Raw genomic sequence first — 13,039 nt, forward strand, 5'->3', positions numbered from 1 at the left:
CTATGCGCTTATGCTGCTTTTTACTGCTGCTTCTGTCTCAAATTTGGCCAAACTTAGCCTTTGCCGATAGTCAACAACAGCGTTTACAAGCCTTAAGCCAAGAACTCGATATTCCCTTAACTCAGCTACAACATGCTGCTCAGCAGGCTCAGTACCAACAAGCCGTCATCGATGCCATAACCCGCCCTTGGGAAGCTAAACCCTGGCATTTATATCGCGACTTGTTTCTCACTGAGGAGCGCTTAGCTGCCGGTTTAGCGTTTTGGCAAGAGCATCAGCAAACCATTGAGCGCGCCGCGCAAAGCTATCAAGTTCCAGCGCAAATCATTGTCGCCATTATTGGGGTAGAAACCTATTACGGCCGACATAAAGGCACTTACCCAGTGATTGACGCGCTTTATACCTTAGGCTTTCACTACCCCAAACGTGCTCAATTTTTCAGTAAAGAGTTTGCCTACTTTATCCGCCTAGCCGAACAACAAGGCTGGCAGCTCGACCAAGTGAAAGGCTCCTATGCTGGCGCCATGGGCTTTGGTCAGTTTATTCCTTCTAGCTACCTGCATTACGGCGTTGATTTTGACAACGACGGCAAGGTAGACATGCTAAATAACCCGGTAGATGCGATTGGCAGTGTAGCCAACTACTTCCACCAACATCGTTGGCAGCTTGGAGAAGCTGTTGTCCACCGTGCCAAGGCGCAGGCCAAACAAGCCGAGCCATGGTTACGCAACGAATTAGAATTACAAGACCATTGGCAACAACTGGCAGACGCTGGCATCACTAGTGATGCCCAACTAAGCCCCGATACCCCTGTTAAGTTACTCGCCCTAGAAGAAGCCGAAGGCCACAGCTATTGGCTGGCTGAGCATAACTTCTATGTGATTACTCGCTATAATCGCAGCCCGCTGTATGCCATGGCGGTGTATCAATTTAGTGAGCGCTTACGCCAAGCTAAGGAAGAGTTAGATGCTAAGTAAGCCCTTTCGCCTTTCGCTACTGTTAATTATTGGCCTAGTGCTGAGCGCTTGTAGCTCAGCGCCCAATCAGCAACGTTATGGCATGCACCAAGACCAAGCGCCAAATAGCGCCCCTGAATTAGCGCATTTAGAAAATCCCATACCGCGCTTTGAGCCATACAGCCGCCAAGGTAATCGCGATTACCAAGTGCGCGGTAAAAGCTATCAAGTTTGGCGTGATATTCAAGATTACGAAGTGGAAGGTGAAGCCTCTTGGTACGGTAAAAAATTTCATGGTCATCTCACATCCAATGGCGAAATCTACGACATGTACAGCATGTCGGCGGCGCATAAGAACTTACCCTTACCTAGCTATGTTGAAGTCAGTAACCTTAGCAACGGTAAAACCGTTATCGTGCGAGTTAATGATCGCGGCCCTTTTCACCAGCAACGGGTCATCGACCTTAGCTACGCGGCGGCATACAAATTGGATATGCTAAAATCAGGCACCGCCAAGGTGAAAATTAAGCTGCTACGCTTCGACCCACAAGCCCAGGCAAACAGCAGTGTCGAACCAAGCACAGAACAATACTTTGTGCAATTGTTCGCCAGTAAAAACCAGCAAGTTCTGGCTCAACACCAGAGTCAGCTAGAAGCCCAAGGGCTCACCACCCAAGTTGTGAGTGAGAACGGCTGGCAAAAGCTTCGACTTGGCCCCTACCGCGATGTACTCAGTGCTGAGAAATACTTAGCTAGCATGCGTAATGGCCATTACAAAGACGCCTACATCATTAATCTAAAAGCAAACTAGTCGGATTTCGTGCAGATACTAACAAACCACGCTTAAGTTTTGTTATAGTGTTTGCCGTTCCGTTTTATTGACTAACAAGCCAAAGAGCCAAACATGATCAAAAATGTATTTCAGCGAATTAGCTGCGCCTCTGCGCTTCTGATTGCAACTAACCTGAGCATGGCGCATGCAGCAACGCCTCAAGTCATCCCCAATGCCCCGATCATTGCTGCCAAAGCATACTATTTGGTTGATTTTGATTCCGGTCGAGTATTGGCTGCAGAAAATGAAGAAGACAGTCTAGCCCCAGCCAGCCTGACTAAAATCATGACCAGCTACATCATTGGTAAAGAAATTAAGTCAGGTAAACTTAATCCCAATGATATGGTGACCATCAGTGAAAAGGCGTGGTCAAAAAACTTTCCCGATTCTTCAAAAATGTTCATCGAAGTGGGCAAGCAAGTTAAGGTCTCCGATCTTAACCGCGGCATCATCATTCAATCGGGTAACGATGCCTGTGTAGCGATGGCCGAGCACATTGCCGGTAGTGAAGACTCCTTCGCCAGCCTGATGAACTCTTGGGCAGACCACCTTGGCATGGTAAATACCCACTACGTTAACAGCCACGGCTTAGACAGCACTGAGCAATACACCACGGCCAAAGACATGGCCATTTTGGCCACTGCAATGATCCGCGATATTCCTGACGAATACGCGATCTACAAAGAAAAATCATTTACTTTTAACGGCATTACCCAGCACAACCGCAATACCCTATTGTGGGATAAAAGCATGAATGTGGACGGCATGAAAACCGGCCATACTAGCAACGCAGGTTACAGCTTGGTCTCTTCGGCTACCGATAACGGCATGCGCTTAGTATCAGTGGTGATGGGGACTAATTCAGCCAAGGCCCGCGCAGCGGAAAGTAAAAAACTACTCAACTGGGGCTTTCGCTTCTTCGAAACCGTTAAACCCTACCAAGCGGGCGACAGCTTTGTTGAACAAACGGTATGGATGGCCGACCAAGAAACGGTTTCGTTGGGGGTAAATCAAAACATCGCACTGACTCTACCGCGTGGCCAAGCTAGCCAGTTAAAAGCCAGCTTTGAGCTTAAAGAAGAACTGAAAGCGCCGCTAGCTGCCGGTCAAACCGTAGGTTCGGTTTATTTCCAAGTGGGTGATGAAGATGTGGCTGAGTACCCACTAGTAGTACTGCAAGATGTAGAACAAGGTAGTATTTTCAAACGCTTATTCGACTACATCAAACTGTTTTTCGCCTCTTTGTTTAGCTAAATAAACGGATAACCGTCAATCCACCACAGGAATGTGCGGAAATCTTAGGCAAAGCTCACAAAAACGCGTTAGAATAACGCGTTTTTTATTTCTAGCTCGACCAACACTGGTGGCTTAAATCCGTATTCTTAGGTCAGATATGCAAACGAAATTTGATGAATATTTAGATTTTCCCTGTGACTTTACCTTTAAAATCATGGGGGTTAACAACCATACTCTAGAAGATGAAGTACTGAGCGTGATTCAAAACTTAGCGCCCGGCGACTACGCACCGAAAACCCGCCCAAGTAGTAAAGGCAACTACAAATCGATTACGCTAGTGGTCACCGTGACCAGTAAGCAGCATATCGAAACGCTTTACACTGAAATTGGCAGTATCGAAGACGTTCGCCACGTACTCTAATGACAGAGCAAAACCGTCTCATCATTCGCCATTTAGGGCGACAAGACTACAGTCCTATTCTGCAGGCTATGCGTGATTTTACCGATCAACGTAGCCCAGAACAGGCCGACGAATTATGGCTGGTTGAACATCAGCCAGTATTTACCCAAGGACAAGCCGGTAAACCCGAGCACTTGTTAGCAAGCAGCGATATCCCGGTGATTCAAGCCGATCGCGGCGGTCAGGTCACCTATCATGGTCCTGGACAATTAGTGGCCTACCCGCTACTGAATATTCGTCGACGTAAACTTGGCGTGCGCCAACTGGTGAGCGTTATCGAACAAACCATTATCGATACTTTGGCGCTTTATCAAATTAGCGCCTTTGCTAAACCCGATGCGCCCGGTGTTTACATCGAACACAAAAAAATCGCCTCTTTAGGTTTACGGATCCGCAAAGGCTGCTCGTTCCACGGTTTAGCCTTAAATATCGACATGGATCTCAGCCCATTTTTGCTGATTAATCCCTGCGGTTATGCTGGCTTAGAAATGGCACAATTAAGCGATTACGTCGATTCGCCCAACATTGAACAAGTGGCGGAGCAACTGAGCACGATCTTGGCTCAGCAACTGGACTATCGCAATATAGAACATCAACAAGGACTGCCCACGCTATGAGTGAAAAAAAAGTTCGTATGGAGCCCGGAGTAAAACTTCGTGATGCCGATAAAATGGCGTTTATTCCGGTAAAGGTGATCCCCTCAGAAAAAGAAACCATGTTACGCAAGCCAGAGTGGATGCGGATTAAGCTGCCTTCAGATAGCACTCGAATTAACGAAATTAAAAGTGCCATGCGTAAGCACAACTTACACTCGGTGTGTGAAGAAGCCTCTTGCCCCAACCTTGCCGAATGCTTCAACCACGGCACGGCAACCTTCATGATCATGGGTGATATCTGTACTCGTCGCTGTCCTTTCTGCGATGTTGGCCACGGTAAACCGCTGCCACTAGACCAGCAAGAGCCCGCGAAATTAGCCGCTACCATCGCCGACATGAAGCTTAAATACGTGGTGATCACCTCGGTTGACCGTGATGACCTGCGTGACGGGGGTGCCGGACACTTTGCCGAATGTGTCAGTGAAATTCGCAAGCAAAGCCCGCATATTCAAATCGAAACCCTCGTACCTGACTTTAAAGGCCGTATGGACCGAGCGCTGGAAATTTTAGACAAAAATCCGCCCGACGTATTTAACCATAACCTAGAAACCGCACCCGGTTTATATAAGCAAGTCCGTCCCGGCTCAGATTACCAGTGGTCACTCAACCTATTAAAACGCTTTAAAGAATTGCACCCAGAAGTGCCTACCAAGTCAGGTCTAATGATGGGCTTGGGAGAAACTAACGAAGAAATTCTACAAGTGATGCAAGATTTACGTGACCACGGCGTCACCATGTTAACCCTTGGCCAATACCTTCAGCCAAGTCGTCATCACCTGCCAGTAGCGCGCTACGTGCCACCAGCAGAGTTTGACGAGCTAAAAGCCAAGGCCGAAGCCATGGGCTTTACCCACGCCGCCTGTGGCCCACTGGTTCGCTCCAGCTACCACGCCGACTTACAAGCCAAAGGCGTAGAAGTGAAATAATTCACAGGTCTACAAAACGAACAAAGAGAGCTCGATGCTCTCTTTTTTTTATCTGAATGTTAAAGCCAGCCTAGTGCTTAAGCTTTAGTTGCCGCAGCTTACGGTAAAGGGTATTGCGGCTAATGCCTAGGCGTTTAGCTGCCTGGGTAATGTTGCCTTGGCAATGCTGGTAAACCTTAACAATGTTTTGTTCTATGGCCAATTGCAGCTCCACGGGGGCGTCGCCATCGTCACGCTCGACGGTTTGATCAGACTCTAGTTGTTGCTGTAAGGCCTCTGGCAAATCTGCATAATATAAGCACTCTTGTTGCTCACTCATTAAACAAGCCACACGCATGAAATTGTCCAACTCACGAAGGTTGCCCGGCCAAGCATAGCTTAGCATTTTACTCATTAGGCCTGAGTCTATTTGCTGCGAGTGTTCGCGATAACGTCGATGCAGCTTTTCGATAAGCTGAGTCATATCGCTACGCTCACGTAAGGCCGGTAAGCTAATTTGCAAACCCACCAAGCGATAATATAAATCCTCTCTAAATAGGCCCTCAGCCACCCGCTGCTGCAGATTCACATGGGTCGCCGCTACCACTTGTATATCCACCGGGTAACTTTGATTGGCTCCCACTGGCACTACCTCTCGCTCTTGCAATACCCTTAATAAACGGGTCTGTGCAGCCAAGGGCATTTCGCCAATTTCATCAAGAAACAAAAAGCCACCGTCGGCTTGGCGTATTTTTCCCAAATAACCTTTAGGGTTGGCTCCGGTGAATGCGCCAGCTTGGTAGCCAAATAGCTCGGCTTCTACTAACTCGTTAGGTAAGGCTGCACAATTTACTGCCTGCAAAGGCTGATTGGCCCGCGAACTCTGTTGATGCAGTCGCTTAACAAAACGCTCCTTACCCGCGCCAGTTTCTCCGAAAATTAATAAGGGAATCGACTTACCCACCACCTTGCAGGCTTGTTGCCATGCGACATTCACCCGCGCATCGCCAGTCGCATCCGATAATACGCGAGGCTTACTCTTAACTTGAGGTGCTTTTAAAGATTTGGTTTGCAGATGCAGTTGGCTGCACTCCGACAAGCTAGCCTGCTGCCAGTTCTCCCCCAAGTGACTGGATAGGGTTTGCCCTACATTCAACTGCTTGAGCAGTTGCCTAGCCATGGGGTTCAAACCCAAGATTTTACCTTCACTATCGGCCACCACTATGCCCTGCCAGCCAGAGTCGAGTAAGTTAGGCTGAGCGGCCAAGTCGATGCGGTAATGGCTCTCTGGTAGCTGGCATAACAGCGCGGTTTCAATCTGCTGGGCGAGGCTGGTACTTAATAACATGGTTTGTTGAGTATGCCGCTGCTGTTCACTACTAATATCTAGCACCGCTACGATTTCGCCCTGTGGAGAAAATATCGGACACGCACTGCAACTCATGAAGCGATGCTGTTGGATAAAATGTTGTTCGCCAATCACCGATACCGCTTGCCCGGTGGCAATAGCCGTGCCAATAGCATTCGTCCCCTTGTATTGTTCTAACCAATTAACCCCCTTCTCTAAGGCCACATTGGCTAACTTGTCGTTATAACGCTTAATCCCCCAATGCTGAATTAAGTAGCCATCTACATCAGCCAAAATTAGGCGGCTGGCAGTGTGCGCCATCACCTGCTCGAATAAGGGATAGGCGTAACGCTCTACTATCTGAATCAATACTCGGTGCTGCTGATGACGCTCAGCTAACTCAGCGTTGGCTAAACGCAGCACTTCTGGTGAATGTTGCTGTTTTAAGCCCGCATCTTGACTGCGTAACCAAGAAGCATTAATGGTACTGGGAAGTGGCAGTTTCGTGCTCATGCGCTTGTTCCATAAAGTAACAGTCCAGCTGTAACAAAATGGAACAGCGTGACAGTGCTAATGGGTTCGCCTTTGGGAGACCTTTCTCCACCAGACAATTTGTTTATGCCAACAATCATAGTGTTACATTTTATTAACAACAAGTTTATTCAAACTGGTTCAGCCCTTGCTATATCAATCTGTGACGTAGCGAGACCACGTAGAAAAATGAAACATATTAATAACAATTAACGAAACAAAGGATTTGACGATGGTATATGCACAACCTGGTACAGATGGTTCAGTAATCACCTTTAAAGAGCGCTACAACAACTTCATTGGTGGCGAATGGGTAGCACCAGTAAACGGACAATATTTGGATAATCCTTCACCGGTGAATGGCAAAGTCTATTGCCAAGTGGCCCGCTCAGATGCGCAAGACATCGGCCTCGCCTTAGACGCCGCCCATGCAGCCAAAGCCGCTTGGGGCGCAAGCTCGGTAACCGAGCGCTCTAACATGCTGCTGAAAATTGCCGATAGAATAGAGCAAAACCTCGAATATTTATCCGTGGCTGAAGCCTGGGAAAATGGCAAAGCCATTCGCGAAACCTTAAACGCCGATCTCCCCTTGGTTGTGGATCACTTTCGCTATTTCGCTGGCTGTATTCGCGCCCAAGAAGGCAGCGCAGCCGACTTAGATGCCTCCACCGTTAGCTATCACTTCCCCGAGCCACTCGGTGTGGTGGGGCAAATCATTCCTTGGAACTTTCCACTACTAATGGCGGCATGGAAGCTTGGTCCAGCACTGGCTGCTGGTAATTGTGTGGTGATCAAACCCGCCGAGCAGACCCCAGCCTCCATCATGGTGATGATGGAGCTGATTGAAGACTTAATCCCCAAAGGTGTGGTGAATGTGGTGAATGGCTTTGGTGAAGAAGCCGGACAAGCCTTGGCAATTAGCCCACGCATCGCCAAACTGGCCTTTACTGGCTCCACTGAAATTGGCCAACACATATTAAAATGCGCCGCCGATTCCTTAATCCCTTCAACCGTAGAGCTCGGCGGTAAATCACCCAATGTGATTTTTGCCGATGTAATGGACCACGAAGACGCCTATTTAGATAAGGTAATTGAGGGCTTATTACTAGCCTTTTTCAACCAAGGTGAAGTGTGTACTTGCCCATCTCGAGCCTTGATTCAAGAGTCCATCTACGAGCCCTTCATGCAACGCGTATTGGAGCGGGTAAAAACCATCAAGCAAGGTAATCCCTTGGATATTAACACCCAAGTTGGCGCGCAGGTTTCCCAGCAACAACTAGACCGCATCATGAGTTACTTAGAAATCGGCAAAAATGAAGGCGCCGAATTGCTGACCGGTGGGGTAAGACCCAGCATGGCCAGCGAAAATAGTCAGGGTTATTTCATCAGCCCCACTATTTTAAAAGGCACTAATGATATGCGGGTCTTCCAAGAAGAAATTTTTGGCCCAGTTATCTCGGTGACCACCTTTAAAGATGAGGCCGAAGCGCTGGCAATTGCCAACGATAGCCAATATGGCTTAGGTGCGGGAGTATGGACTCGTGACATGAACCTAGCCCAGCGTATGGGGCGCAGCATAGAAGCCGGACGGGTATGGATTAATTGCTACCATGCCTACCCCGCCCATGCCGCTTTTGGCGGTTACAAGCGCTCTGGCATTGGCCGAGAAACTCACAAAGTGGCAATTTCGCACTACCAAAATACTAAAAATATGTTAGTCAGTTACGATGTTAATCCTTTAGGTTTCTTTTAAGCTGTTATCTATATACAGATGAATATAAAGAGAGGGAAACCTCTCTTTATTCTCGCCCCTAAGCTTCAGCACTAGGCCCATCCACTCAACAAAAAATAATGAAAAAACGTAACAAGCATTATGCGACATGGCGCAAATTATCCATATTTAACAGTGAATTACCTAAAATCACAGTGTGAGTGCCAGCTCAGTTCATGTAGCCTAAAATAGTTATGTGAAGTCATATCATTTCAATGCTTCTCGTAGCCAGCTTCAAATTCAGCGTACAAGCTAATTAAGGTGATCATGACAATGAATATTTTCAATACTAACAGTAAAACACTGGTCAATGCGTTGAGAGCGCTTACCTTTTGTGTATTACCTTTAGGTTTAGCAGCATGTGCTAATTCGCCAAACAGCACCACACCCCACTCGCTAGACGCCCCCAAGTTATCCAAAACAACAAATACCACTTCGGGAGCTTTTTACAGCGGTAGATACCGCAATGCCTTTGTTGACCTAGGTATTGCTACCCCAGAGCAGGTTACTCAAAAAGTTAACGATACTTACCAGCAATTATTTTACTCTGACTCGCGCGGAGAAGGCGGCAAGGCGGTATTTTTCCCAGTAGGGGAAGACATGGGCTTTATTAAGGATATTGGCAGCAACGACATTCGCTCTGAGGGGATGTCTTACGGCATGATGATCGCGGTACAAATGGACGATCAGGCCATGTTCAATAAGTTGTGGAAGTTTTCTAAAACTTACATGCAACATGAAGATGGCTGGCATAAGGATTACTTTGCTTGGCATTTAAAACCACACGCTCCCTTCACTAAAATAGATAACAACGCCGCGCCCGATGGTGAGCTTTACTTTGCGATGGCGCTGATGTTTGCGGAACACCGCTGGGGTGCTGGCGAAGGTATTTTCCAATACAAAGATGAAGCCAATGTGATTCTTAACGCCATGGTAAATAAGCCAGAAACCGACTCACAGGCCCCCATGTTTAGCCGAAAACAAAAACAAATCCTCTTTGTAACCGAAAAAAAGACTGGCCTATATACTGACCCTTCTTACCATGTGGCTGCGTTTTATGAACTTTTTGCGCGCTGGGCAGAGCAAGACAATCAACTGTGGGCTGAAGCCGCCCAAGTTAGCCGCGACTACTTGTACAAGGCATCTCACCCAGAAACAGGTTTGTACTCTGAATACGCCACATTTGATGGAACACCGCAAAAAACCTCATTTAACGCAATTAGCCACAAATCTGGTTACGACGCTTTCCGGGTCATTGGCAATATGGCCATGGACCATCATTGGTTTAATGCGGACCCAAGACTGCAAGAGTTAGCCGAGCGAATGATCGGCTTCTACGCTGACGAATACACGCGTAAGGGGCAAAACTACGCAGTACATGAAATGGATGGAGAGATTGTTTCTGCTTGGGGGAGTTCTGGCCAAAATGCCATGAACGGCACCGCAGCGATGATCACCGATAGTCAAGAGGCCAAGCAATTCACCGAACGCTTATGGAAACAAGCAACACCAAGCGGTAAATGGCGCTACTATGACGGTTTATTGCATATGTTCGCTCTATTACAAATGTCCGGGGAATATCAAATCTACGGACCGACCGCTGCTAACAACTAACAATTAGTTAGCACTAAATGAGGCCTCAGCCAGCGTCTCAACTCATTTAATAATATAGTTCGCCCACCTCGGCCTTTAGGCAGAGGTGGGTTTAGAGCTGTTTCGCCAAGCTCTCGGCAAATTCACTTGGCGCTAATACAGCGGCCTCTTCAATAACTGTCGGTCAAATGGTAAACCCGTAAACTGGCTGCCATTTGCGGGTAGTCATCACCCAAATAGCGGATCTTACGAACCTCATTAGGCAACAGAGTAAAGCTTGAATCCTCAAACCGCCCCGGCGCATCGGCTTCTAGGTGCACAAAAAAAGCCGGTTTATCGCTAGTTAACAAAATACTTTGCTGCGCGGCGTCAAACTCAAAGCTCACTTTGGCTTTAGCCATAGCCAAGGCTTTCGGCGGCCCAGAAAACCAGCAGTTTTGCAGCTCTTGTGCTTCACTTTGCCACTGGGCAATAAAGAAACCCGCCTCTCTCTTTTTAGCAAGTTCTGCTGCTTCACAATGCCAGATAAGGGCATTTTCATCGGCACTTAACTGCCACTCTAATCGCTCATCACTCAGTTGCTGGCCTTGCCAATCGAACCATCTTAAGCGGCACTGCATCGAGATATCACGTCGACAGTCATTTAGCATATGCAATTGCAGCCCTTGCTCGGTTTCAACAAAACTAGCGTACTGTGGCGCAAAAAAACGTCTTGCATGATAATGCAGCTGCTTCCAGCGACCACTGTATTCAATACTCGACCACGAGCTTACCGGCCAATTATCATTAAGCTGCCAATACAGCATGCCTCTGCACCAAGGGCTATTAGCACGCCAATAGTCACAAGCGGTTTTTATCGCCAAGGCCTGCTGCACTTGGCTGAGATACAACATCTGCTCAAAATTTGCCGGGAAACGAAATAAGCGAGTAAACATTTCGGTAATGATGCTATTGCCGCTGGGGTTCTTTTGATGGTACTCAAAAGTAGGAGAGCTAATATTCCAATCTTCTTCGGCCACGAAGGTTTTCACTTCCGCTAAGGAAGGCCAAGATTGATAGCCGAACTCAGAACAAAAGCGGGGTTTAATTTGCTGATAAGCCGAGAATGACTTACCGGAATGCCACACATCCCAAAAGTGCATGTCTCCCTTGTTATCATCATGCCAAGCATCGCCATAATCTAACTCACCATTGCAGGGCGAACTCGGCCAGAATACCCGCGAAGGGTCACAGGCTTGCACCACTTTTTGAATAGCACGATTCAAACGGTCATAATTGACCACGTAGCGTTCGCGATTTTGCTTCGACTCTGGATACCAATTTATCGCCCCAATCACCTCATTATCACCACACCATAAAACAATGCAGCTATAATCTCGCAAGCGGCAAATTTGGTCGCGTAACTCAAGCTCCACGTTCGCCACGAAGTCATCGGTAGAGGGATAGAGCGAACACGCAAACATCATGTCTTGCCACACCATTAGGCCTAGCTCATCACACAGCTGATAAAACACATCGCTTTCATATTGACCGCCTCCCCATACCCGTAACATGTTCATACTAGCGGCCTTGGCATCCCCTAATAACTGCTGGTAGCGAGCCACACTTTGCCGCTGCGGCATAGCGTCCATGGGGATCCAGTTCGCCCCTTTGGCAGTAATGGCCACATCGTTGATCATCACCGTCATCGCCGAACCTAGAGAATCGGCTTGAGTATTGAGCTGCAATTTACGCAGCCCCACTTTTTTCTCAATGCGCTGCTCGCCCAGCGTCACGGCAAAACAATGTAAGACTTGCTCGCCATAACCTGCGGGCCACCACAATTGTGGATCGGCAATATGGATCGAGGCTTGGCTAATAGTGCTAGCAGGCTCCGCCGTAACTACGATACTGTGCTCGCCAAACTGAAACTGAATGTCTTGCTGGCAATTTAAATCATGTTCGGCTGTTAGCTGCAAGGTCACGCCAGTTTCTGACCAATGCTGCTCGACTTGAGTCGCCAACAAGCGCGCTTGCTGGTTAAAGCAGATTTGCGGCGTCTGGTACACGCCACTCACCATTAAACAAATACCCCAATCCCAACCTGCGTGGCATTGGGTTTTACGCAAGCTATTCATAAATGGTACTTGGTTGTTACCCATGGATGAGGGCACCACAAAGGGCAGTTTTTCAGCGCGCTGTTGAGCGGCCACATCGGCGCGATGAAAGTATAGCTGTAGTTGGTTTCGCCCCTCTTTTAGCCATGGCTTAATATCGAAGCGCCATAAGCGGAACATGTTGTCGCAGCTCGCCAGCTTATGTTGGTTAATATAAACATCAACCACCGTATCTAAACGGCTCAGTTTCAGTTCGATAAAATCGTTATCGAGCTGCGCCAGCTCTAATTCAAATTCATGGCTCAAGCACCAATCTGCTTTGGCCACCCACTGCACCTTACTCTCGTTACACTGCTGATAGGGGTCATCAATTAATCCAGCCTCAAGCAAAACGGAATAGTTATCCAGCGGCATCTTACAAGGTAAATTAAGCTGCGGGTGCTGAGGAGAACTTAAGCACCAATCTTCAGAAAGCGCCAATACGACCATTATCACCTCAAACAATCAGACTAAAAAAGACGAACAAGATAGATGAAAACTTTAAAATCAATAAATCCACAGAACAATCTTTCAAATCACTTAAGCAGAACCCTGTGCTCAGCATCACAAGCGCCGGCTTGGTATGAAAGAGTTTCAGAATTTTAATAGCAATATT

The 13,039-nt window shown here is 47.6% G+C and carries 10 protein-coding genes; 8 read left to right on the forward strand and 2 right to left on the reverse strand.

Features of this window, described 5'->3' with window-relative positions:
• Nucleotides 1–2 precede the first annotated feature (2 nt).
• The 6 genes from mltB to lipA all read left to right on the forward strand — a co-directional run bounded on the left by mltB (nt 3) and on the right by lipA (nt 5,066).
• Entirely contained in the window at nt 3–977 is a 975-nt protein-coding gene (mltB, locus tag AR383_RS05855; protein ID WP_055732296.1) for a lytic murein transglycosylase B, read from the forward strand.
• Complete coding sequence (locus AR383_RS05860) at nt 967–1,767, forward strand: septal ring lytic transglycosylase RlpA family protein (protein ID WP_055732297.1); 801 nt, start codon at nt 967–969, stop codon at nt 1,765–1,767. Before mltB ends, AR383_RS05860 begins: the two co-directional genes overlap by 11 nt.
• A 93-nt stretch (nt 1,768–1,860) precedes the next feature.
• Nucleotides 1,861–3,042 carry a serine hydrolase gene (locus tag AR383_RS05865; protein ID WP_055732298.1) on the forward strand — a complete coding sequence of 394 codons (1,182 nt, stop codon included), beginning with the start codon at nt 1,861–1,863 and terminating at the stop codon, nt 3,040–3,042.
• A 124-nt stretch (nt 3,043–3,166) separates the two neighbouring features.
• Nucleotides 3,167–3,445 carry a DUF493 family protein YbeD gene (ybeD, locus tag AR383_RS05870; protein ID WP_055732299.1) on the forward strand — a complete coding sequence of 93 codons (279 nt, stop codon included), beginning with the start codon at nt 3,167–3,169 and terminating at the stop codon, nt 3,443–3,445.
• Nucleotides 3,445–4,101, forward strand: coding sequence for a lipoyl(octanoyl) transferase LipB (gene lipB, locus AR383_RS05875; protein ID WP_055732300.1), 657 nt, complete (start codon nt 3,445–3,447; stop codon nt 4,099–4,101). Before ybeD ends, lipB begins: the two co-directional genes overlap by 1 nt.
• Nucleotides 4,098–5,066 carry a lipoyl synthase gene (gene lipA / locus AR383_RS05880; RefSeq protein WP_055732301.1) on the forward strand — a complete coding sequence of 323 codons (969 nt, stop codon included), beginning with the start codon at nt 4,098–4,100 and terminating at the stop codon, nt 5,064–5,066. The genes lipB and lipA overlap by 4 nt, the downstream gene beginning before the upstream one ends.
• A 70-nt stretch (nt 5,067–5,136) precedes the next feature.
• On the opposite strand, the gene AR383_RS05885 is transcribed toward lipA, so the two are convergent.
• On the reverse strand, nt 5,137–6,906 hold the full coding sequence (locus tag AR383_RS05885) for a sigma-54-dependent Fis family transcriptional regulator (protein WP_055732302.1): 1,770 nt from the start codon (nt 6,904–6,906) through the stop codon (nt 5,137–5,139).
• A 250-nt stretch (nt 6,907–7,156) separates the two neighbouring features.
• Between AR383_RS05885 and exaC the strand changes: the two genes are divergently transcribed.
• Together exaC and AR383_RS05895 are read left to right on the forward strand one after the other, a co-directional pair.
• Nucleotides 7,157–8,677, forward strand: a complete 1,521-nt coding sequence (gene exaC, locus AR383_RS05890; protein WP_055732303.1) for an acetaldehyde dehydrogenase ExaC — start codon at nt 7,157–7,159, stop codon at nt 8,675–8,677.
• A 291-nt stretch (nt 8,678–8,968) separates the two neighbouring features.
• Nucleotides 8,969–10,309, forward strand: a complete 1,341-nt coding sequence (locus AR383_RS05895) for a family 8 glycosyl hydrolase (RefSeq protein ID WP_055732304.1) — start codon at nt 8,969–8,971, stop codon at nt 10,307–10,309.
• Between the two features lie 149 nt (nt 10,310–10,458).
• Here AR383_RS05895 and AR383_RS05900 read toward each other — a convergent pair whose 3' ends face one another.
• Nucleotides 10,459–12,873 (reverse strand): beta-mannosidase, encoded by a 2,415-nt coding sequence (locus AR383_RS05900; RefSeq protein WP_055732305.1) that lies wholly within the window; start codon nt 12,871–12,873, stop codon nt 10,459–10,461.
• Nucleotides 12,874–13,039 lie beyond the last annotated feature (166 nt).

The sequence above is a fragment of the Agarivorans gilvus genome (assembly GCF_001420915.1).
GTDB classification, from domain to species: domain Bacteria; phylum Pseudomonadota; class Gammaproteobacteria; order Enterobacterales; family Celerinatantimonadaceae; genus Agarivorans; species Agarivorans gilvus.

Bases quoted from the DNA above. Each gene is read 5' to 3' on its own strand.
- exaC (WP_055732303.1), top strand. From the start codon at position 7,157: ATGGTATATGCACAACCTGGTACAGATGGTTCAGTAATCACCTTTAAA.
- AR383_RS05860 (WP_055732297.1), top strand. From the start codon at position 967: ATGCTAAGTAAGCCCTTTCGCCTTTCGCTACTGTTAATTATTGGCCTA.
- AR383_RS05900 (WP_055732305.1), bottom strand. From the start codon at position 12,873: ATGGTCGTATTGGCGCTTTCTGAAGATTGGTGCTTAAGTTCTCCTCAG.
- AR383_RS05885 (WP_055732302.1), bottom strand. From the start codon at position 6,906: ATGAGCACGAAACTGCCACTTCCCAGTACCATTAATGCTTCTTGGTTA.
- AR383_RS05895 (WP_055732304.1), top strand. From the start codon at position 8,969: ATGAATATTTTCAATACTAACAGTAAAACACTGGTCAATGCGTTGAGA.
- AR383_RS05865 (WP_055732298.1), top strand. From the start codon at position 1,861: ATGATCAAAAATGTATTTCAGCGAATTAGCTGCGCCTCTGCGCTTCTG.
- mltB (WP_055732296.1), top strand. From the start codon at position 3: ATGCGCTTATGCTGCTTTTTACTGCTGCTTCTGTCTCAAATTTGGCCA.
- lipA (WP_055732301.1), top strand. From the start codon at position 4,098: ATGAGTGAAAAAAAAGTTCGTATGGAGCCCGGAGTAAAACTTCGTGAT.
- lipB (WP_055732300.1), top strand. From the start codon at position 3,445: ATGACAGAGCAAAACCGTCTCATCATTCGCCATTTAGGGCGACAAGAC.